The organism is Pantoea sp. Acro-807, from assembly GCF_011752675.1.
Classification (GTDB): Bacteria; Pseudomonadota; Gammaproteobacteria; order Enterobacterales; family Enterobacteriaceae; genus Pantoea; species Pantoea eucrina.
On record NZ_VWXE01000004.1, the window covers coordinates 224324 to 240988 of the forward strand.

Consider the following 16665-nt stretch of genomic DNA (forward strand, 5'->3'; position numbering starts at 1 on the left):
TATATTTAGCAGAGATTAATGACCCGGACCTGAAGAAGCGCGCCCGCCAGCTTCCGTTGATAAACAGAACAATGCTTCAGAGAAACGAAGAGTCTATAAAATCCCTCAGCTCCGCAGCATTTATGTTTGCCAGCGCTGAAGCTTTCAGATGCGGAGAGGCTGCCAGATACCGGGAAATCAGCTCAAAGCCTGCGGTGTATCCCAGCCACTTTGGCAAATCGCCGGTTCCGTAAAACCAGGCATTGTGATCGTAATCGGTGCGATGCCAGCTGTCATGCAGTTGCCGGGCGAAGGATTGAATAATATCTGAGTTGAGGCTTTCCCAGAGTTCAGGTTTACCGCCTAGAAGCTCAAGAGAAAAGTGCCCGGCAAGTCCTTCAGAAACGATAGCTTCCCCTAACGTTGAGCCGTATCCGGGCCCTGCCCACCTGGCCGCATGGTGCAGTTCATGAGCAAACATTCGCTCAAGCGAGTGCGCTTCATTTTTACAGAATGCCGGGTTTTCAGGGTCGACCGTTAAATAGATAACGCCTGGCTCAGGACAAAAACCCGTGTGCCCTTTTTCAGGGATCACAAACTTTCCGGCTTTAACCACCACATCCAGCGAAGGAACCGGCATCAGCCGCTGAGCTTTTTGATAGGTAGCGGTCAGGCTGGCCTGAAGCCATTTACGGTGAGCGGTCAGTTTTTTCTGGGTATTCAGAATATGCAGGGTTATGTGAGGCATGTCAGCACCATCCAAAAATGAGAGTATATATTCGCCTGCCAGCAAACATATAGCGAATCTCCTGATGCGCCATTGCAGATCGCGCTATCTGCTTCTGTCGCAAAGCCCGCTTTTATGCAGTAACGCTATATCAGACATTACCAGGTGGCCTTATGTGAAAAACGGAAGTCATATTACCATGCATTATCTGGCCTGGATGTCACAGGAAAAAACCGATATCAGTCAACGGACATATCTGTTGTAACAGGTGAGTTATGGTGTTAAAACCAGAAAACAGCTTTTTTAAGTTATTATGTTTCCTCTTACTGTCACCAACTTATAAGCGAAAACCAGGCGATGATTAAGTCAGTTCAGTCAACAACCACCGTCACAACCACCGGCACCTTCGGCGGCGTGAGCGCATCTGTGACTGGCACCTGACAAAACAGACTCTGACTCCCCGCCAGACCGGACGGGGAAAACGATCTCTCCGTTCATAACTTACCGAATGGAGATATATTATGATTTCTGAAAATGCGCTTTTAATTATCGATATGCAGCACGGGCTTTTTCGCGGGCCGGTTTCCCCCTATTCCGCGGCTTCTGTACTCTCGAATATCTGTCTGCTGATTGAAAAAGCCAGGCGGGCTCAGATACCCATCTTTTTTGCGCGCCATACCGGACCTGATGACTCTCCTTTCTCAGAGCAGGGGCCGTTAACCCGACTTATACCTGAAATGAACGTGCACGCTGAGCGTGATGTCGTGTTTATTAAAAAGCATCCCAGCTGTTTTCAGAATACGGACCTGCAGCATCAGCTCAGCCAGCGAGGTATCAGGGAACTGGTTATCGCCGGGATGAAAACAGAATTTTGTGTGGACACGACCTGCCGTGCAGCGTCGGAACGCGGATTCAGGACAGTGCTGATTTCAGATGCGCATACAACAATGGATAACTGCTGCCTGTCAGCTAAAGAGATCGTCAGCCATCATAATGTCACGCTGGCTGGCCCGTTTGTTACGCTATCCACTGCGGCCGACTGGAACGTTATCGGGAAATGAGTATTAACTGTAGCCGCCCGCAGGGCGGCTGAAGACACTATGCTCAACGTATAGAACAATCCGATCTATCGGCCAGTGTCCGCTATGAGCGAAAAGCGGACGTTCACACTGGTATAAGTTAAAACAGAGCGGGAGGTATAATTATTAACGTTTTATGTCAGTCGGATTGCGTGAAATAAAGGCCTTTGGCAGCATCCCGCTCATTACGCCGTCCCGGTCGATCAATGCATGCTTGAGGGCAATCAGAATATGCCCGGCGATTAAAGCGCCCATTGTGAAGGCAAGAGTGACGTGGATATCTTTCATCAGTTCATAATATTCGGGATGCGGTGCGATCAGTGGCGGCAACCTGAATGACCAGAGCACCATAATCGGCTTGTCAGCAACCGAGCTCCAGAGCCATCCGGATACCGGCAGTGCGATGAGGCCTGCTGCGTATATCACAAAATGCCCGGCATGGGCGGCCCTGCGCATTACTGCGCTCATGCTATCCGGTAAAGGCGGAGAAGGATGCGTCAGACGCCAGCCTATACGTATGATGACGAGTAACAGTAATGTACTCGCCAGAGCTTTATGAGCGCTGGTAAGCGAATGATCCCCGTTAAGCTCATCGCGCCACGTTACCGCAACATAGCCAATAAACCAGGCTCCAATCCAGATTAAAGCCATCAGCCAGTGAAGAAACTTAGCCAGAGACGTAAAATGCTGAACCTTAACGGGGGACATAAGTATGCTCCATGCAGCCAAAACGGAGAGGCGGCAGCTGGCTGGTAGCACAGCTCTATATGAGTCAGCAGCTTATGCACCTTCGTTACTGAGATAATCTTCAGTAGCGAAGGTGCAAAGCACAGGCGCACCAGACTGCTGTCAGGGCTTCCAGCGACGCAGAGAAGTATGGTCCTCATACGGAAGCTTTGAAGGCAGAGAAATCAGTTCAATGACGCTGCCCCACGGGGTACGTCCATAGCAGAAAAAGTTATTCTCTCCGACCTCGGTCGGAAACATCAGGGGCTGAGGAGAGGTGAACATTTTTCCGCCGGCCCGCTCGAACAGGCTGACAGCCTCACTGATGTCATCAACGTATACGGCAAAATGCTGCAGGCCGTAATCGCTGGGCCGCACGGGTTGACTCTGCTCCGGCCCCTTCATTTCAAAAAGCTCAAGCCCCGGGCCGTGCTTGAGCTTCATCATTCTTACCGTGGTAATTTTCGTGCCCGGGAACAGATTAAGAATGCTTTCCGTATCTTCGCCTTTTACGTCGTCATCTGACGGCGACACAGAGTCGTATATAACTTTCGCGCCAAAAGCCTCAGAAAAGAAGCGGGTGGCCTCATCAATATCGGAAACGGTAATGCCAACGTGGTCCATACCGCGAATAATATCAGTAGACATGGTTTTCTCCCTGTGGTTTTACAGATAGGAGTGACGTTAGAAATCAACCCTGACGGCGGGCCATTTCTGCAAGCGCGCTGAGCTGCGCCGTAATCAGGTTGCGGGTGTCCGCATCCGTAATACTGCCGGTTTCCGGGTCAAGCCGGGACGCCGCCTGTCCAATCATGACCTCTGGCTTGTTAAGCACTCTGCCGTCGAGAAAGACCAGAATCTGGCGCAGGTGATACTGTGCCCGCGCACCGCCTATGGCACCAGGCGACGCTGTGAGTATGGCGACGGGCTTACCGGCGACAGGGGTATCCGGCAGGCGGGAAAGCCAGTCCAGCGCGTTCTTAAGCGTGCCCGGCACGGAATAGTTATATTCAGGCGTGACAATAATCAGACCGTCCGCTGCCGCTATCGATTTTCCCATTGCCACGACCGCTTCAGGAAACCCCTGAGCCTGCAGGTCTGCATCGTAGTGAGGTATGTCTTTGACAGATCCGAGCGCGCTGACTTCCACGCCTTCCGGCGCCAGCAGCTCAAGATTACGGGCCACAACGGCGTTGAATGAACCCGCGCGAAGGCTGCCCAGCAGTGAGACAAATTTCAGAGGTTGTGCCTGAGACATAACTGCTTCCTGTGCTTTGAATGAATTTCCGGCTGCGCCGGCGGTTTGCTTACGGACTGAATCAAGCCTGGTATAGAATTACACATCGATAAACGCGTTATGAGTCGCCAGAGAGTCAACTTTATGTCTACCGGATTTACTGCCGAATCCCTGCGGGGAATTACCAATTTCGTTACGACGGCCAAATCGAGCAGCTTTACTGAAGCTGCAGAGCTGCTGGGTATAACCAAATCGGCCGTGGGAAAAAGCGTGGCACGCCTTGAGGAAAGGCTGGGAACTCGGCTGTTTCACCGCTCAACCCGCAAGTTGAGCCTGACCAGTGACGGTGAGGCTTATCTCGCCAGCTGTCTGTCTGCGCTGGAAATTATGGATTCAGCGGAAAACACGCTTAGCAGGCGCCAGGATAACCCCGCCGGAACGGTCCGTATAGACATGCCGGCGTCATTTGGACGCAATCTGATGATGCCCGTGCTACTTGAAGTGACAGACCGCTATCCTGCTCTGCGACTGGCGTTGACCTTTAACGACCGACTGATTGACCCTGTGGAGGAAGGCGTTGACCTGGTGCTGCGCCTAGGCGACCTGCAGAGCACCGATGAGCTTATTGCCCGTCGCCTGAGCCGGCAGCGCCTCATGCTATGCGCCTCCCCCGCTTATATTGAGCGGCACGGTCAGCCCGGAAATATCGAGGCGCTGAAAAAGTACAGCTGCATAATGGGCTACCGGCGCGGGGCGCCTCTTGCCTGGCGTCTGCGACCGGCCGGGGAACGGGAGATGAAGTTTATCTCCGGTTCGGCGCACCAGATAAGTGATGGAGACGCCATGCTTCAGGCCTGCCTGGCTGGAGCCGGTATTGCTCAGTTTCCGGAGTCGATGGTGAATGACCATATTGATGCAGGCAGCCTCGTTGCCGTTATGCCCGATCATATGCCCGTACCGGTCGAGCTGAACGTCGTCTGGCCCCGAACAAGGCACCTGATCCCCAAAGTCAGGCTTATCGTGGATGAGCTGCTCAGGAAGGCCGGCGAGGGATATTTCGGCGCGATGAGGTAGAATTTTTGTCCCCACTCAGGCGATTTCAGGGTTATTTATCAACTTCCGGCAAACTTATATTCTGCACGTCTCGCTGCTGCCAGTAAGTTCCGCACCGGTTTTTAACGGAAACCGGCCGGTGTAATGCGCAGTTCAGACACAACCCTATTTAACTGACAGGATATTTGTTATGCCATTTGCTCTCTGGGCACTGGCAATAGGTGCATTCGGTATCGGAACCACTGAATTCATCATTGCAGGCCTGCTTCCCGTTATTGCCGCTGATTTCAATGTCAGCATTCCAGTGGCCGGAAACCTGGCGACGTCTTACGCTCTGGGCGTTTTTGTCGGGGCGCCGGCCCTGATTATTCTGGGCTCAAAAGTGCCCCGTAAAGCGATGCTGATATTCCTGATGCTGCTGTTTGTGGCGGGTAATATCGTGACGGCCTTTGCGCCGACGCTGGGTATTGCCATCCTCGGCAGGATAATCACGTCCATGACCCACGGCGCCTTTTTTGGCATCGGATCGATTATTGCTGCAGATATGGTCGCGCCGTCTAAACGTGTCAGGGCTATTGCGTTTATGTTCATGGGGCTGACCGTGGCCAACCTGATCGGTGTTCCGGCCGGGACCTGGATCGGACACCACCTGTCCTGGCGGGAAGCTTTTATGGCAATTGCCGTAATTGGAGGCATTACCGTTATCAGCGTCGGCATGCTCATCCCACATCAGCCCAGACCGGAAAACCATAATTTTGCACATGAGTTTAATGCCTTCCGTAACGTTAACGTTCTGCTGGCGATGGGCATCACGATCTTTGGGCCGGGCGCATTTTTTACCTCAATCACCTATATCGCCCCGATGATGACGGAACTTGCCGGATACAGCGAAAGCAGCCTGGCCTGGCTGATGCTGCTGTTTGGTCTGGGTCTGTTTGTCGGCAACCAGCTGGGCGGCAGATACGCCGACCGCGCCCTAATGCCGATGCTGTACGTGACTCTGGCCGCTCAGGCCGTGGTATTGCTGGTATTTAACTTTACGACTCACAGTCAGCTTATGTCGGCGCTCTGTATTTTCCTGATGGCTGCTTTTGGTTTTGCGACCGTATCTCCCATCCAGAAACTGGTCATGGACAAAGCGCGGGCAGCTGGCGCGCCAACGCTGGCCGCTGCCGTTAACATTGGCCTATTCAATCTCGGCAATGCCGTCGGTGCCTGGCTGGGTGGAGCTGTCATTGCTGCAGGGTTCGGTCTGCAGTCGCCTAACTGGGCTGGTGCGATACTCTCTGTGATAGCGCTGATTCTGGCGGTTATATCGGGACTCACTGACAAGACAGGGCATATTGCAGTAGTACATCCGACTGGCAAAGCTTAAGCGCAATAAATCCTCATCTAAATAAGCCTGCCAGCATTCTGCTTTTCACAATAAGTAACGTCCGCTTCTGGCACAAAGCGGACGAAGTTCGATGAACGTCCGCCAGGAGCGAAAAGCGGACATCCAAGAATTGATGAAAAGTACAACATCTTCAGGTAATAAATAAATTTCGCCGAAATAATGTAATTACCGACCCGAAGGCCGGTAATTGTTAACACTGATAACCTTTTACCACGCGTAAGCTTCAGGTGCCTCTCCGCCTGGCCCCGGCCAGATGGTATCCAGCCTTTTGAGCGTATCGTCTGAAAGAGACAGCGTCAGGGCATTGAGATTCTGACGGAGCTGTTCAACTGTACGCGGACCACTGAGCACGGCGCTAACCACCGAGTTCTGCAGTAGCCAAGCCAGCGCGACGTCTGATGGTGTTTCTCCCAGCTCATCACACAGTGTTTCCCAGGCCTCCAGTTGTGGCCGCAGGCGGTTGATTTGTGCCTGCAACTGCGGTGATGCCCGGCGGCCACCGGCAATTTTCTTCAGAACACCGCCCAGCATCCCCATCCCGACCGGGCTCCAGGGGATCAGGCCAATGCCGTAATGACGCAGCGCCGGAATGATTTCCAGCTCAATCGTGCGCTGAGTCAGATTGTACAGGCTCTGTTCCGATGCCAGCCCCAGCAGGTTGCGCGCGTCGGCCTTGCACTGTGCAGTGGCAATATCCCAGCCAGCAAAGTTACTGCTGCCAACGTAGCTGATTTTACCCTCACGGATCAGCTGTTCCATGGCCTGCCAGATCTCCTCCCAGGGCGTGTTCCGGTCGATATGGTGCATCTGATAGAGATCGATATGGTCCGTTTTCAGCCTTTTCAGGCTGGCCTCACAGGCCCGGCGGATATGGTAGGCAGACAGGTATTTGTCGTTCGGCCCCGTGTCCATCGGCTGGTAAACTTTCGTGGCCAGCACTATCCGGTCACGCTGACCACTACGCGCCAGCCAGTTACCGATGATTTCTTCGGATGTTCCGTAACCCTTTGCCATATCCGGCGACTGCGGCCCGCCATAGACATCAGCGGTATCGAAAAAGTTGATACCTGCATCCACGGCTTCATCCATGATCCTGAAGCTGGCCGACTCATCCGTCAGCTCACCGAAATTCATGGTACCGAGACCGATGCGGCTCACCCTCAGACCGGTACGCCCCAGATGTTTGTAGTTCATGTCAAATGCTCCTTAACTGAACGTGTTATTGCAGATTCTTACGGAAAAAGTCTGTCAGCTTGCCAAAAGGGATTACGTCGGTACGGTCATACAGATCGACATGCCCTGCGCCCGGTACGATGTACAGTTCTTTAGGCTGACCGGCGCGTTTGAAAGCGTCCTCGCTGAACTCTTTTGAGTGTGCCTGATCGCCGGTAATAAACAGCATCGGGCGCGGAGAGATGGTTTCAATATCGTTGAACGGATAGAAGTTCATAAACTTGCCAATACTGCTCAGCATCGGTTTCGTCGTCAGTTCTTCTTTCTGACCCTGTGGGGTGTAGCCGCCGCGTTCGGTGCGGTAGAAATCAAAGAACTCGCGCTGAATATCAGGCGTTGAAGCGTCCAGTGTATTCACGGTACCGGGAATGTAGGCCGTCTCGCCTCCCTGAAACTCTGCTAAACGCTGCTCTGTGGCTGACCGGATAAAGGCCTTACGTTGTTCCGGCGTCTGGGAATGGTTGAGGCCATTACGGAACGCACTCCCCATGTCATACATGCTGACCGTGGCAATGGCTTTCATACGCGGGTCAATCTTGGCGGCACTGATAACAAAACTTCCGCTGCCGCAGATACCTAATACACCGATGCTATCCGGATCGACAAACGGCTGTGTGCTTAGATAATCAACCGCCGCGCTGAAATCATCTGTGTAGATTTCCGGTGAAATCAGGTGCCCCGGTTTGCCCTCGCTTTCTCCCCAGAAAGAGAGATCGATAGCCAGCGTGACAAACCCCTGCTCCGCCAGCTTCTGCGCATAGAGATTCGAACTCTGTTCCTTAACGGCCCCCATCGGGTGACCAACGACGATCGCCGGGTGTCGGGTATTCTGGTTCATCTTTTTCGGGATAAACAGGTTGCCGACCACGGCCATCTGGTACTGGTTTTTAAAGGTGACTTTTTGCTGCGTCACCTTATCGCCTTTATAAAAATTATCGGCCCCACGGGACATATCCGCCGCAGAGGAAGCAAATGCACTGATCAACAGCCCCAGCGCTAACGTAAATTTTTTCATGATGGTCTCCTTATCATTAAGCCAGGGTGGCGTTATCAATGACAAACCGGTAATGCACATCGCCCCTGAGCATGCGCTCATAGGCATCGTTAATCTGGTCGGCGCGGATAAGCTCAATGTCGGCGACAATGCCGTGTAGGGCGCAGAAATCGAGCATCTCCTGCGTTTCAGGAATGCCGCCAATCATCGACCCGGCAATCGATCTGCGCTTCATGATAAGGCTGAACACTTCTGGCGAGTCATGCGGCGTGGCCGGCGCACCCACCAGGGTCATCGTGCCATCGCGTTTCAGCAGCGCAGTGAACACGTCGAGGTTATGCGGCGCAGCAACGGTGTTGAGGATAAAATCGAAGCTCTTTGCATGGGCTTCCATTTCGCTGGCATGACGGGAGACCACCACCTCATCTGCACCAAGCGCTATGGCGGCGTCACGTTTGGACTCAGACGTGGTAAAGGCCACGACATGCGCGCCCATGGCGTGCGCAAGCTTGATCCCCATATGTCCCAGTCCACCGATACCGACCACTCCGACCTTTTTGCCGGGCCCCGCCTGCCAGTGACGCAGTGGTGAGTACGTTGTGATCCCCGCGCACAGCAGCGGAGCCACGGCGGCCAGTTGCGCTTCCGGGTGAGTGACGCGCAGGACATAGCGCTCATGCACCACAATCTGCTGCGAATATCCGCCCAGCGTGTGGCCTGGCGCATCCGGCGTCGGGAAATTGTATGTCCCTGTCATATGGTCGCAGTAGTTCTCCAGTCCGTCGTCACAGTCACTGCAGTGCCGGCAGCTGTCGACAATGCAGCCGACCCCCACCAGGTCCCCTGCACAAAAACCGGAGACGTGATCGCCAACGGCCACTACACGACCGACAATTTCATGTCCCGGTACGCAGGGATAGAGCGTTCCAGCCCATTCAGCGCGTACCTGGTGGATATCCGAATGGCAGACTCCGCAGTACGCGATATTAATCTGCACATCATGGGCACCGGGGGCGCGACGGGTGATATCCATCGGCTCCAGCGGCAGTGTGCCCGCATGGGCGCCGTAAGCTTTAACTGTCATGGCATTACTCCTGGGTTTATGAATGGTCTGCGGCAGAAGTGTCTGACCGCGAGGTCAGAAAGATCAGCACGGTTGCGATAATCAGCATCGCGGCGCTGGCCAGGAAGGTGCTCTGGTAGCCGTGATGGTCGAAAAGCAGGCCGCCCACCGTCGAACCGAGAGCAATGGACAGCTGCACCATCGCCACCATCAGTCCGCCGCCCGCTTCGGCATTCTGCGGGAAGGTACGCGGAACCCATGCCCACCATCCCACCGGTGCGGCAGTGGAAATCAGCCCCCACAGCCCAAGCAGCGCCGTCACGATGGCTACCTGACTGCCGAAGGCAATCAGTGCCAGCGCGGTGATGGCCATCAGTACCGGGATGGCCATCAGGGTCGGGTAGAACCCGCGTTTTAACACCCGGCCAATCAGCGTAGTGCCGATGAAACCCGCAACACCAATAACCAGCAGGACCAGGGTCACCGTTGCGTCATCCACCCGCGTCACCGTCTCAAGGAAAGGCCTGATGTAGGTAAAGAGCGTAAATTGCCCCATAAAGAAGATCCCCACACCCAGCATGCCCAGCGTGACCACCCGGCGACGAAACAGCGTGAAAACGTTGCGGGAAGCCGCCTGACGGGTGACCGACATGGAAGGCAGACTGAGTAATTGCCAGACAAACGCTATGATGGCGACCGGCACCAGGCAGAAGAAGGCGCCCCGCCAGCCAACAACCGATCCGAGCCAGCTGCCCAGAGGGGCAGCCACGACGGTAGCCAGAGCATTGCCGCTGTTGAAAATAGCCAGCGCCAGCGGAACACGATGCACCGGGACCAGACGCATTGCCGTCGCGGCCGACATCGACCAGAACCCGCCGACCACAATGCCAATCAGGGCCCTGCCCGCCATATAGGTCAGGTAATTGGGTGCCAGCGCAATAACAGCACCGGAAATTGCCATAATGCAGGTCAGGCCGAGCAGCAGCGTTTTCCGGTTAAGCGTGCCTGCCAGCACGGAAATAAACAGGCTGGTTACCACTGCAAATGCCCCGGAAATGGCGATGCCCTGTCCGGCCATGCCTTCGGTGACACGAAGGGTCTGCGCCATCGGTGTCAGCAGGCTGACCGGCATGAATTCGGAGGCGATCAGGGCGAAGACGCACAGCGTCATGGCAAAGACACCACTCCAGTGCGCAGGCTGTTTCCCGCTTCCGGTGTTTTTTTTTCTGTTTTCGTCTGTCTTATTACTCATTCAGGGATTTCTTTTCAGTAGATAACATGAAGTCTGTGCCCCGGAGCCTTCAGCGCTGCAGGAAGAGCTGAAACGGCATACGGGGACGGGATAAGAGGGATAATCGCGGTACGGAAGGTGCTGCGGGTCAGTTGGCGACCCTGATCTGCACCGCAAGAGGTCCGTGGCGCTGCAGGACCGACAGTCCGGAATCCACTTTCCCTAACGGGATCAGTGAACGGGCGTAAGCCCTGCCCCGGGCAAAAATCGCCAGGTTGCCCCAGGGCGCGTAGTAAGTGATATCTCCGGCTTCCGGCGTTATGCCGTCCGGTGCCTGCACCGTGGAAAGCCTGCGCGGCAGGTCGCTTATACGCTCAATATCGTCATAGTCTTCCAGCGTCAGGCTGAGGGGAAGCAAAGACGCAAAGTCCCGGCCTGTCGGCGTATCAAAGAGGATGGCGGTGGCGGTGGCGGTTTCTCCCTCCACAATGATCTCAATTTTCATAAGCGTCTCCTGCGCCACTCCCCGGTCGTTGTCACCCGCCATAGCGGACTGCGTGATGAAAAGCAGGCCGGCAAGGAGCAGCAGTGATGTTCTGCAGTAAGCGTTTTGCATAAGGGTTAGCGTTGACTTTTTCATCGCATTATTGTTACCAATATGCAGCGGGTTAACTAGCTAATGAATACTTAATACCCTTATAAGTAAAATTTATAAATGGACCGGAAACGAGCATGGCCAGACGCAATCTCAACGACTTACTCTCTTTCGTCACCGTGGCGCGTGAGGGCAGCTTTACACGCGCTGCCGCCCAGCTCGGCGTGACCCAGCCCGCACTGAGCCAGGCGATTTCCGGGCTGGAAGAACGGATGCAAATCCGCCTGCTGACAAGGACCACGCGCAGTGTGTCAGTGACGGCTGCCGGGGAACGACTGCTGCAGTCTGTGGGACATCGTATTGATGAGATTGAAGCCGAGCTGGACATGCTGACGGCACTGCGTGATAAACCTGCCGGGACCGTCCGTATTACATGTGGACCTAATGTTCTGAAGACCACACTGCTGCCAAAACTGACACCACTGTTACGCGAATATCCTGATATTCATATTGAGTTTGATGCCAACCACGGGTTCCGAGATATCGTTGCGGATCGTTTTGATGCCGGCGTGCGGCTCGGAGACACTATCGACAAAGATATGATAGCCGTACCCATTGGCCCGAAACTGCGCATGGCGGCTGTAGCTTCCCCTGAGTATTTCGCCCGGTGCGCCGCCCCTCAGACGCCACGCGATCTGATGCAACACTGCTGTATTAATGAGCGCATGGTTCAATCGGGGAAAATTTACGCCTGGGAGTTTGAGCAGGAAAACGGTAAATTTCACGTTCGGGTTGAAGGGCAACTGACGTTTAACACATCGGAACATGTCGTTGACGCAGCTCTTGCCGGACTGGGCATTGCCTTTTTACCTGAAGAGGAGTTCGGCACACATCTGCAGGAAGGAAAACTGATTCGCGTGCTTGAAGAATGGTGCCGTCCTTTTCCCGGCTACTATCTTTATTATCCCAGCCGTAAACAGCCTTCCCCAGCGTTTTCACTCGTTGTGGATGCGTTGCGTATTAACCGGAAAATTTAACGCTGAATTATCGGGCCAATATTTCTAGAACGGACGTGAAAGTCCGCTTCTGGCAAAAAGCGGACGAAGTTCGATGAACATCTGCTAAGAGCGAAAAGCGTGCTTTATACGTTTATCGTAAAGTTTGTCATTCAGGCAGAGCGTTGCCTCTGACTGGTCTGCGGCATGAGAGGCGAGCGTGTAGTTTATCCGTAACGGTGAAATGGGTAGTGCCGGGATTATCATAAATGTTAACCGATACAGACACGTGGAAAAAGGAGGCGCCTGCCCTCTTTTCATCCACGTCGCGGGCGATAAACGGAGTTAATGAAAACGCCGTCAGGCCGGTAAACATACCCGCCTCTTCTGAAGGGTATTACTGGTGTACTTCTTGGATGAGAGAGGCCTCGAACTCTACACCGGGCATCATTTTTTCCAGGCCGTCTGTCAGCATCTTCCCGGCTTCGTGAAGCATCTCCAGCGGCATCTGGGGAAGACTCTCAAGGATGAACCACATCTGCTGTGCTTCGACACCCAGGCGAGTTCTGATCCCCTGGCGCCAGTTCCAGCGTCGGCAGGTTACACCGGCCTCATCACACCATATCACCTCACCCTGCGAAGGATATTCAATGATTGTCCCGCCTTCTTTAAGCGTATCAAAAGGTTCTGTTCCTTTTGCCACAGTCAGGCATGGCGCTCCCTGATAGGCAGAGATATTTTCGCCACCCACCGGTACGGCATAACGAAGACTGACAGCATTATAGAGATCAACAATGGGGTCGAGCGCCGGCATTGTCCCGTCGCGCAATACGCGCTTACGCAAGGCATCAGCTGAACACGGCGTACGTTTGGGCTTAGCGCCAAATTTCTGGAAAACTTCCCCCCAGGCGGCCAGATGAGATTCCGCCCATTCTGGCTGACCCGCCAGAACTGCTTTACATGCATCCTGTAGCGCAGCTTCTCCTGCACCAGGATTTATCACCGGTGCGGCTTGCCCGACGATACTCAATGCCCGAAATCCAGGTGCAATGCGATAAATATCGGGAGCAATTGACGGAGATACTTTTAACATGGGATAATCCTTTAATGACCAATTTACATCATGATAATGACCGATGACCGAAAAAGTCAATTTAATGACCGACGCTAATGCTATCGCCGACACTGTTAATGAAGCCGTATCTCAGCGGATTAAGGTGTATCGTCAGCAAAAAAAAATGTCTCTTGATGAACTCTCCCGCCGGGCCGGCGTGAGCAAGGGAACGCTGGTTGAGATAGAGGGATGCAGAGCGAATCCCAGTATCGCCCTGCTATGCCGGCTGGCTGCCGCGATGGGCGTTGCAGTGGCTGACTTTGTGGATGTCAGCTCAAAACCGGCAGTCCGCCTGATTTCATCAGATGAAATACCGGAATTGTGGAAAGGAGAAAAAGGCGGCAGTGCAAAATTGCTCGCTGGATCTGGCGGCCCTGATATGACAGAACTCTGGATGTGGGAAATGCAACCGGGTGAAAGGTTTGACTCCCCCGGCCATACAGCAGGAACGCTTGAACTTTTTTATGTTCAGGCGGGTTCACTCACGCTTGGGGTACAGGACCATCAATATCTTTTAAGAGCCGGTTGTTCGGCGACTGCCAGAACAGATGTTCCTCATTTTTATGAAAACCGGGAGGAAGATCCCCTGGTTTTTATCATGACTGTACACGAAAAGCAGTCTGCCAGATGATGTCCGCTTTTGTCGTGAAGTTCCAAAGTGAGATTTCAGATAGTTTAGTGCTTATTTTCTAAAACTCAGCAGGTAACTTCATGTTTAAAAGAGCGGATCACGTCGGTTTTTCAGTCAGAAACATTGAAGAATCCCTGTTCTTCTGGACTCAGAGTAATATATCTACAAAGCCCCGACGGACAGACGCTGGAGTTGATGGAGCAGGGTCAATGAAAGGCATATTCCGGATCATGCGCGCGCCATTAACCGTTATTGCGGCCAGCTTCCGAACAATTCTTGTGCATCGCCTGTCATCTCTGGAGCGTTTAATGTGCCGGATCTGTCAGTCTGAAAATTAACCCGCAGAATGGGTTATTTATAAAGTTAATCCTGGCAATAACACGCTGAAACAGAGAGATTCACTATTTTCTTCAGTTGAGGGTTTTACCTCATTGAACCGATATCGGTTCTGCTTACGCCTTCCTTATAGTGCTTACAGACTGACCTGTAAGGAGGTGTGTCCTGATGAGTTCACGTATTCGATTAGGTGTAAGCCCGTTAAGCTGGACCAACGACGTTCTGCCCGATCTGGGCGACACTATTTCACTTGAAACCTGCCTGACACAGGCTGCCTCTGCCGGTTATCAGGGGATTGAGCTGGGCAGAAAATTTCCCCGAACCCACACCGAATTAGCCCCACTATTGCATGAAGCGGGGCTTCAGCTCGCTTCGGGCTGGTACAGCGGTTTCCTTGCCGAACGCAGCGTTGCTGATGAAATCGCGGCCGTGGAACCACATGCCGGGCTTCTCAAAGCATCAGGAGCAGACGTTATGGTTTACGGCGAATGCGGCTGTATGCCTGGCAGCTATCCGCTGGACGAGCCTCTTTCTCTTTCTCCGGCCCTGTGCAGCCTGGATGCTGATGAATATGCCGGCAAAGTCAGCGAGTTTGCCGATATTCTGATGGAGAGATTTGGCCTGAAACTTGCCTACCATCATCATCTGATGATGCTGGTTGAGCAACACCATGAACTGGAAGAGTTTCTGACTAAAACCGCTGAGAGTGTCGGACTGGTTCTGGACTCCGGGCACGCTTTTGCCGCGGGTGTTGACCTGGCTCAGATAACAGAAAAGTTTGGTCATCGTATCGTGCATATCCACCTGAAGGATGTCCGCGCTGAGGTGCTACATCGCGTCCGGGAAAACGACCTCAGCTTTAATGATGCAGTACGCGCGGGACTCTTCACGGTGCCGGGCGAGGGATGCATTGATTATTCTCCGCTGACTGATTTTATTGCGCGCTCAGATTATCAGGGCTGGCTGATAGTAGAAGCCGAACAGGACCCGCAAAAAGAAGAGCCGTTTGCTGCCGTTTCCCGGGCGTTTCACTGGGTAAAAAGCACTTTTTCACAGTCCCTCTCAACAGAGGAAGTTGCTCAATGAAAGACAAACTCAACATTGGCTTAATCGGCTCGGGCTTCATGGGGCAGGCGCATGCTGATGCTTACCGCCGTGCGGCAATGATCTATCCCGGCCTGCCAAAGCGCCCTCATCTCTATGCACTGGCCGATCAAAACCAGACTTTAGCCGATGCGAATGCGGTGCGCTTTGGGGCTGATAAGGCTTACGGAGACTGGCACGATCTGATTAACGATCCGCAGGTTGACGTGGTCGATATCACCTCCCCCAATCATCTGCACTATGAGATGGCGCTGGCCGCGATTGCGGCAGGTAAGCACGTTTACTGTGAAAAACCACTGGCCGTCAGCACGGAAGAGGCGCTGCAGATGACTCTGGCAGCAGAACAGGCGGGCGTCAAAACGATGGTGGCTTTCAATAATATCAAAACGCCTGCGGCGCTGCTGGCAAAACAGATTATTGAGCGCGGCGATATCGGCACGCCAATCCGCTTTCGTGGCACCTTTGATCAGGGTTTTTATAATGACCCGGAACTGCCCTGGTCCTGGCGCTGCTCTAAAAAGCTGGGCGGCAGCGGTTCGCTGGGCGATCTGGGGGCCCATACCCTTTCCGTCGCGCAGTTTCTCATGGGTGAGATCAGCGAGGTAACGGCCAGCGCCCAGACCTGGCTGCGGCAGCGCCCGGTTCCGCAGGTGGACGCCGGTTATGCCAGTCGCATCGATGAGCAGGCAGAATGGCGTGAGGTGGAAAATGACGACCAGGTTCAGTGCCTTGTCAGCTTTGAAAGCGGGGCCAGCGGCGTGATCGAAGCTTCACGCCTCGCTGCCGGTCGCATTTTTGGGGTGTTCTGGGAAGTCTCAGGTACAGAGGGCACCCTTTATATGGATGGCGAACGTTTCAATGAGCTGCAGGTTTATCGCTTCAGCGATGACAAAAATGACAGGGGCTTTAAGACCCTCTATGCCGGCAGCCAGATCCCGGCCTATTCAGGCTTTTTCGGATTCGATTTTGGCGGCGGCGGGCTCGGCTATTTTGATGTCAAAGTGATTGAGGTTCATGACCTGGTGCAGGGGATCTGCGGCGACGGCGACTGTTACCCGAACTTTGCATTTGGCCTGCAGAATCAGCAGGTTCTGACCGCCATTGAGCAATCTATCCTATCCCGTCAGTGGGTTGCTGTAGCAGGCAACCGCCAGGACCGTACTTAAAAAGGA

The 16665-nt window shown here is 53.8% G+C and carries 17 protein-coding genes; 7 read left to right on the forward strand and 10 right to left on the reverse strand.

All coding sequences use genetic code 11. The features are described 5' to 3' along the window. Positions 1-76: 76 nt before the first annotated feature. Positions 77-772 (reverse strand): DUF2268 domain-containing putative Zn-dependent protease, encoded by a 696-nt coding sequence (locus tag F3J39_RS11800; protein WP_247648253.1) that lies wholly within the window; start codon positions 770-772, stop codon positions 77-79. A 452-nt stretch (positions 773-1224) separates the two neighbouring features. Between F3J39_RS11800 and F3J39_RS11805 the strand changes: the two genes are divergently transcribed. Further along, on the forward strand, positions 1225-1767 hold the full coding sequence (locus F3J39_RS11805) for a cysteine hydrolase family protein (protein WP_166714277.1): 543 nt from the start codon (positions 1225-1227) through the stop codon (positions 1765-1767). Positions 1768-1911: 144 nt separating this feature from the next. On the opposite strand, the gene F3J39_RS11810 is transcribed toward F3J39_RS11805, so the two are convergent. The 3 genes from F3J39_RS11810 to F3J39_RS11820 form a co-directional block, all read right to left on the reverse strand. Next, positions 1912-2493, reverse strand: a complete 582-nt coding sequence (locus tag F3J39_RS11810; protein WP_166714232.1) for a cytochrome b — start codon at positions 2491-2493, stop codon at positions 1912-1914. 141 nt (positions 2494-2634) lie between these two features. After that, the gene (locus F3J39_RS11815) at positions 2635-3159 is read right to left on the reverse strand and encodes a VOC family protein (protein WP_166714233.1); all 525 of its coding nucleotides are present in this window, start codon (positions 3157-3159) and stop codon (positions 2635-2637) included. Between the two features lie 43 nt (positions 3160-3202). Beyond that, entirely contained in the window at positions 3203-3769 is a 567-nt protein-coding gene (locus F3J39_RS11820; protein WP_166714234.1) for an NADPH-dependent FMN reductase, read from the reverse strand. Positions 3770-3892: 123 nt separating this feature from the next. On the opposite strand from F3J39_RS11820, the gene F3J39_RS11825 reads away from it, so the two are divergent. Further along, the gene (locus F3J39_RS11825; protein WP_104085836.1) at positions 3893-4822 is read left to right on the forward strand and encodes a LysR family transcriptional regulator; all 930 of its coding nucleotides are present in this window, start codon (positions 3893-3895) and stop codon (positions 4820-4822) included. A gap of 169 nt (positions 4823-4991) precedes the next feature. Further along, positions 4992-6176, forward strand: a complete 1185-nt coding sequence (locus F3J39_RS11830; RefSeq protein WP_166714235.1) for an MFS transporter — start codon at positions 4992-4994, stop codon at positions 6174-6176. A gap of 228 nt (positions 6177-6404) precedes the next feature. Here F3J39_RS11830 and F3J39_RS11835 read toward each other — a convergent pair whose 3' ends face one another. From F3J39_RS11835 to F3J39_RS11855, 5 genes are all read right to left on the reverse strand, one after another. Further along, on the reverse strand, positions 6405-7391 hold the full coding sequence (locus F3J39_RS11835) for an aldo/keto reductase (protein WP_045325189.1): 987 nt from the start codon (positions 7389-7391) through the stop codon (positions 6405-6407). Between the two features lie 25 nt (positions 7392-7416). Beyond that, a complete protein-coding gene (locus F3J39_RS11840; RefSeq protein ID WP_166714236.1) occupies positions 7417-8445 on the reverse strand; it encodes an alpha/beta hydrolase in 1029 nt (342 codons plus the stop codon). A gap of 16 nt (positions 8446-8461) precedes the next feature. Further along, positions 8462-9508, reverse strand: coding sequence for an NAD(P)-dependent alcohol dehydrogenase (locus tag F3J39_RS11845; RefSeq protein ID WP_104085774.1), 1047 nt, complete (start codon positions 9506-9508; stop codon positions 8462-8464). A gap of 16 nt (positions 9509-9524) precedes the next feature. Further along, positions 9525-10739 carry an MFS transporter gene (locus tag F3J39_RS11850; protein WP_104085773.1) on the reverse strand — a complete coding sequence of 405 codons (1215 nt, stop codon included), beginning with the start codon at positions 10737-10739 and terminating at the stop codon, positions 9525-9527. Positions 10740-10866: 127 nt separating this feature from the next. After that, the gene (locus F3J39_RS11855) at positions 10867-11223 is read right to left on the reverse strand and encodes a cyclophilin-like fold protein (RefSeq protein WP_166714237.1); all 357 of its coding nucleotides are present in this window, start codon (positions 11221-11223) and stop codon (positions 10867-10869) included. A 227-nt stretch (positions 11224-11450) separates the two neighbouring features. On the opposite strand from F3J39_RS11855, the gene F3J39_RS11860 reads away from it, so the two are divergent. Next, positions 11451-12350, forward strand: coding sequence for a LysR family transcriptional regulator (locus tag F3J39_RS11860; protein ID WP_035897671.1), 900 nt, complete (start codon positions 11451-11453; stop codon positions 12348-12350). 355 nt (positions 12351-12705) lie between these two features. Here the strand turns inward: F3J39_RS11860 and F3J39_RS11870 are convergent, their stop codons facing one another. Continuing rightward, positions 12706-13401, reverse strand: coding sequence for a B3/4 domain-containing protein (locus F3J39_RS11870; protein WP_104085771.1), 696 nt, complete (start codon positions 13399-13401; stop codon positions 12706-12708). Between the two features lie 43 nt (positions 13402-13444). Here F3J39_RS11870 and F3J39_RS11875 point away from each other — a divergent pair, with 43 nt between their 5' ends. From F3J39_RS11875 to F3J39_RS11885, 3 genes are all read left to right on the forward strand, one after another. Next, positions 13445-14053, forward strand: coding sequence for a cupin domain-containing protein (locus tag F3J39_RS11875; protein ID WP_166714238.1), 609 nt, complete (start codon positions 13445-13447; stop codon positions 14051-14053). 501 nt (positions 14054-14554) lie between these two features. Further along, the gene (gene iolE / locus F3J39_RS11880) at positions 14555-15475 is read left to right on the forward strand and encodes a myo-inosose-2 dehydratase (protein ID WP_166714279.1); all 921 of its coding nucleotides are present in this window, start codon (positions 14555-14557) and stop codon (positions 15473-15475) included. Further along, positions 15472-16659 (forward strand): Gfo/Idh/MocA family oxidoreductase, encoded by a 1188-nt coding sequence (locus F3J39_RS11885; protein ID WP_104085769.1) that lies wholly within the window; start codon positions 15472-15474, stop codon positions 16657-16659. Before iolE ends, F3J39_RS11885 begins: the two co-directional genes overlap by 4 nt. The last annotated feature ends 6 nt before the right edge of the window (positions 16660-16665 follow it).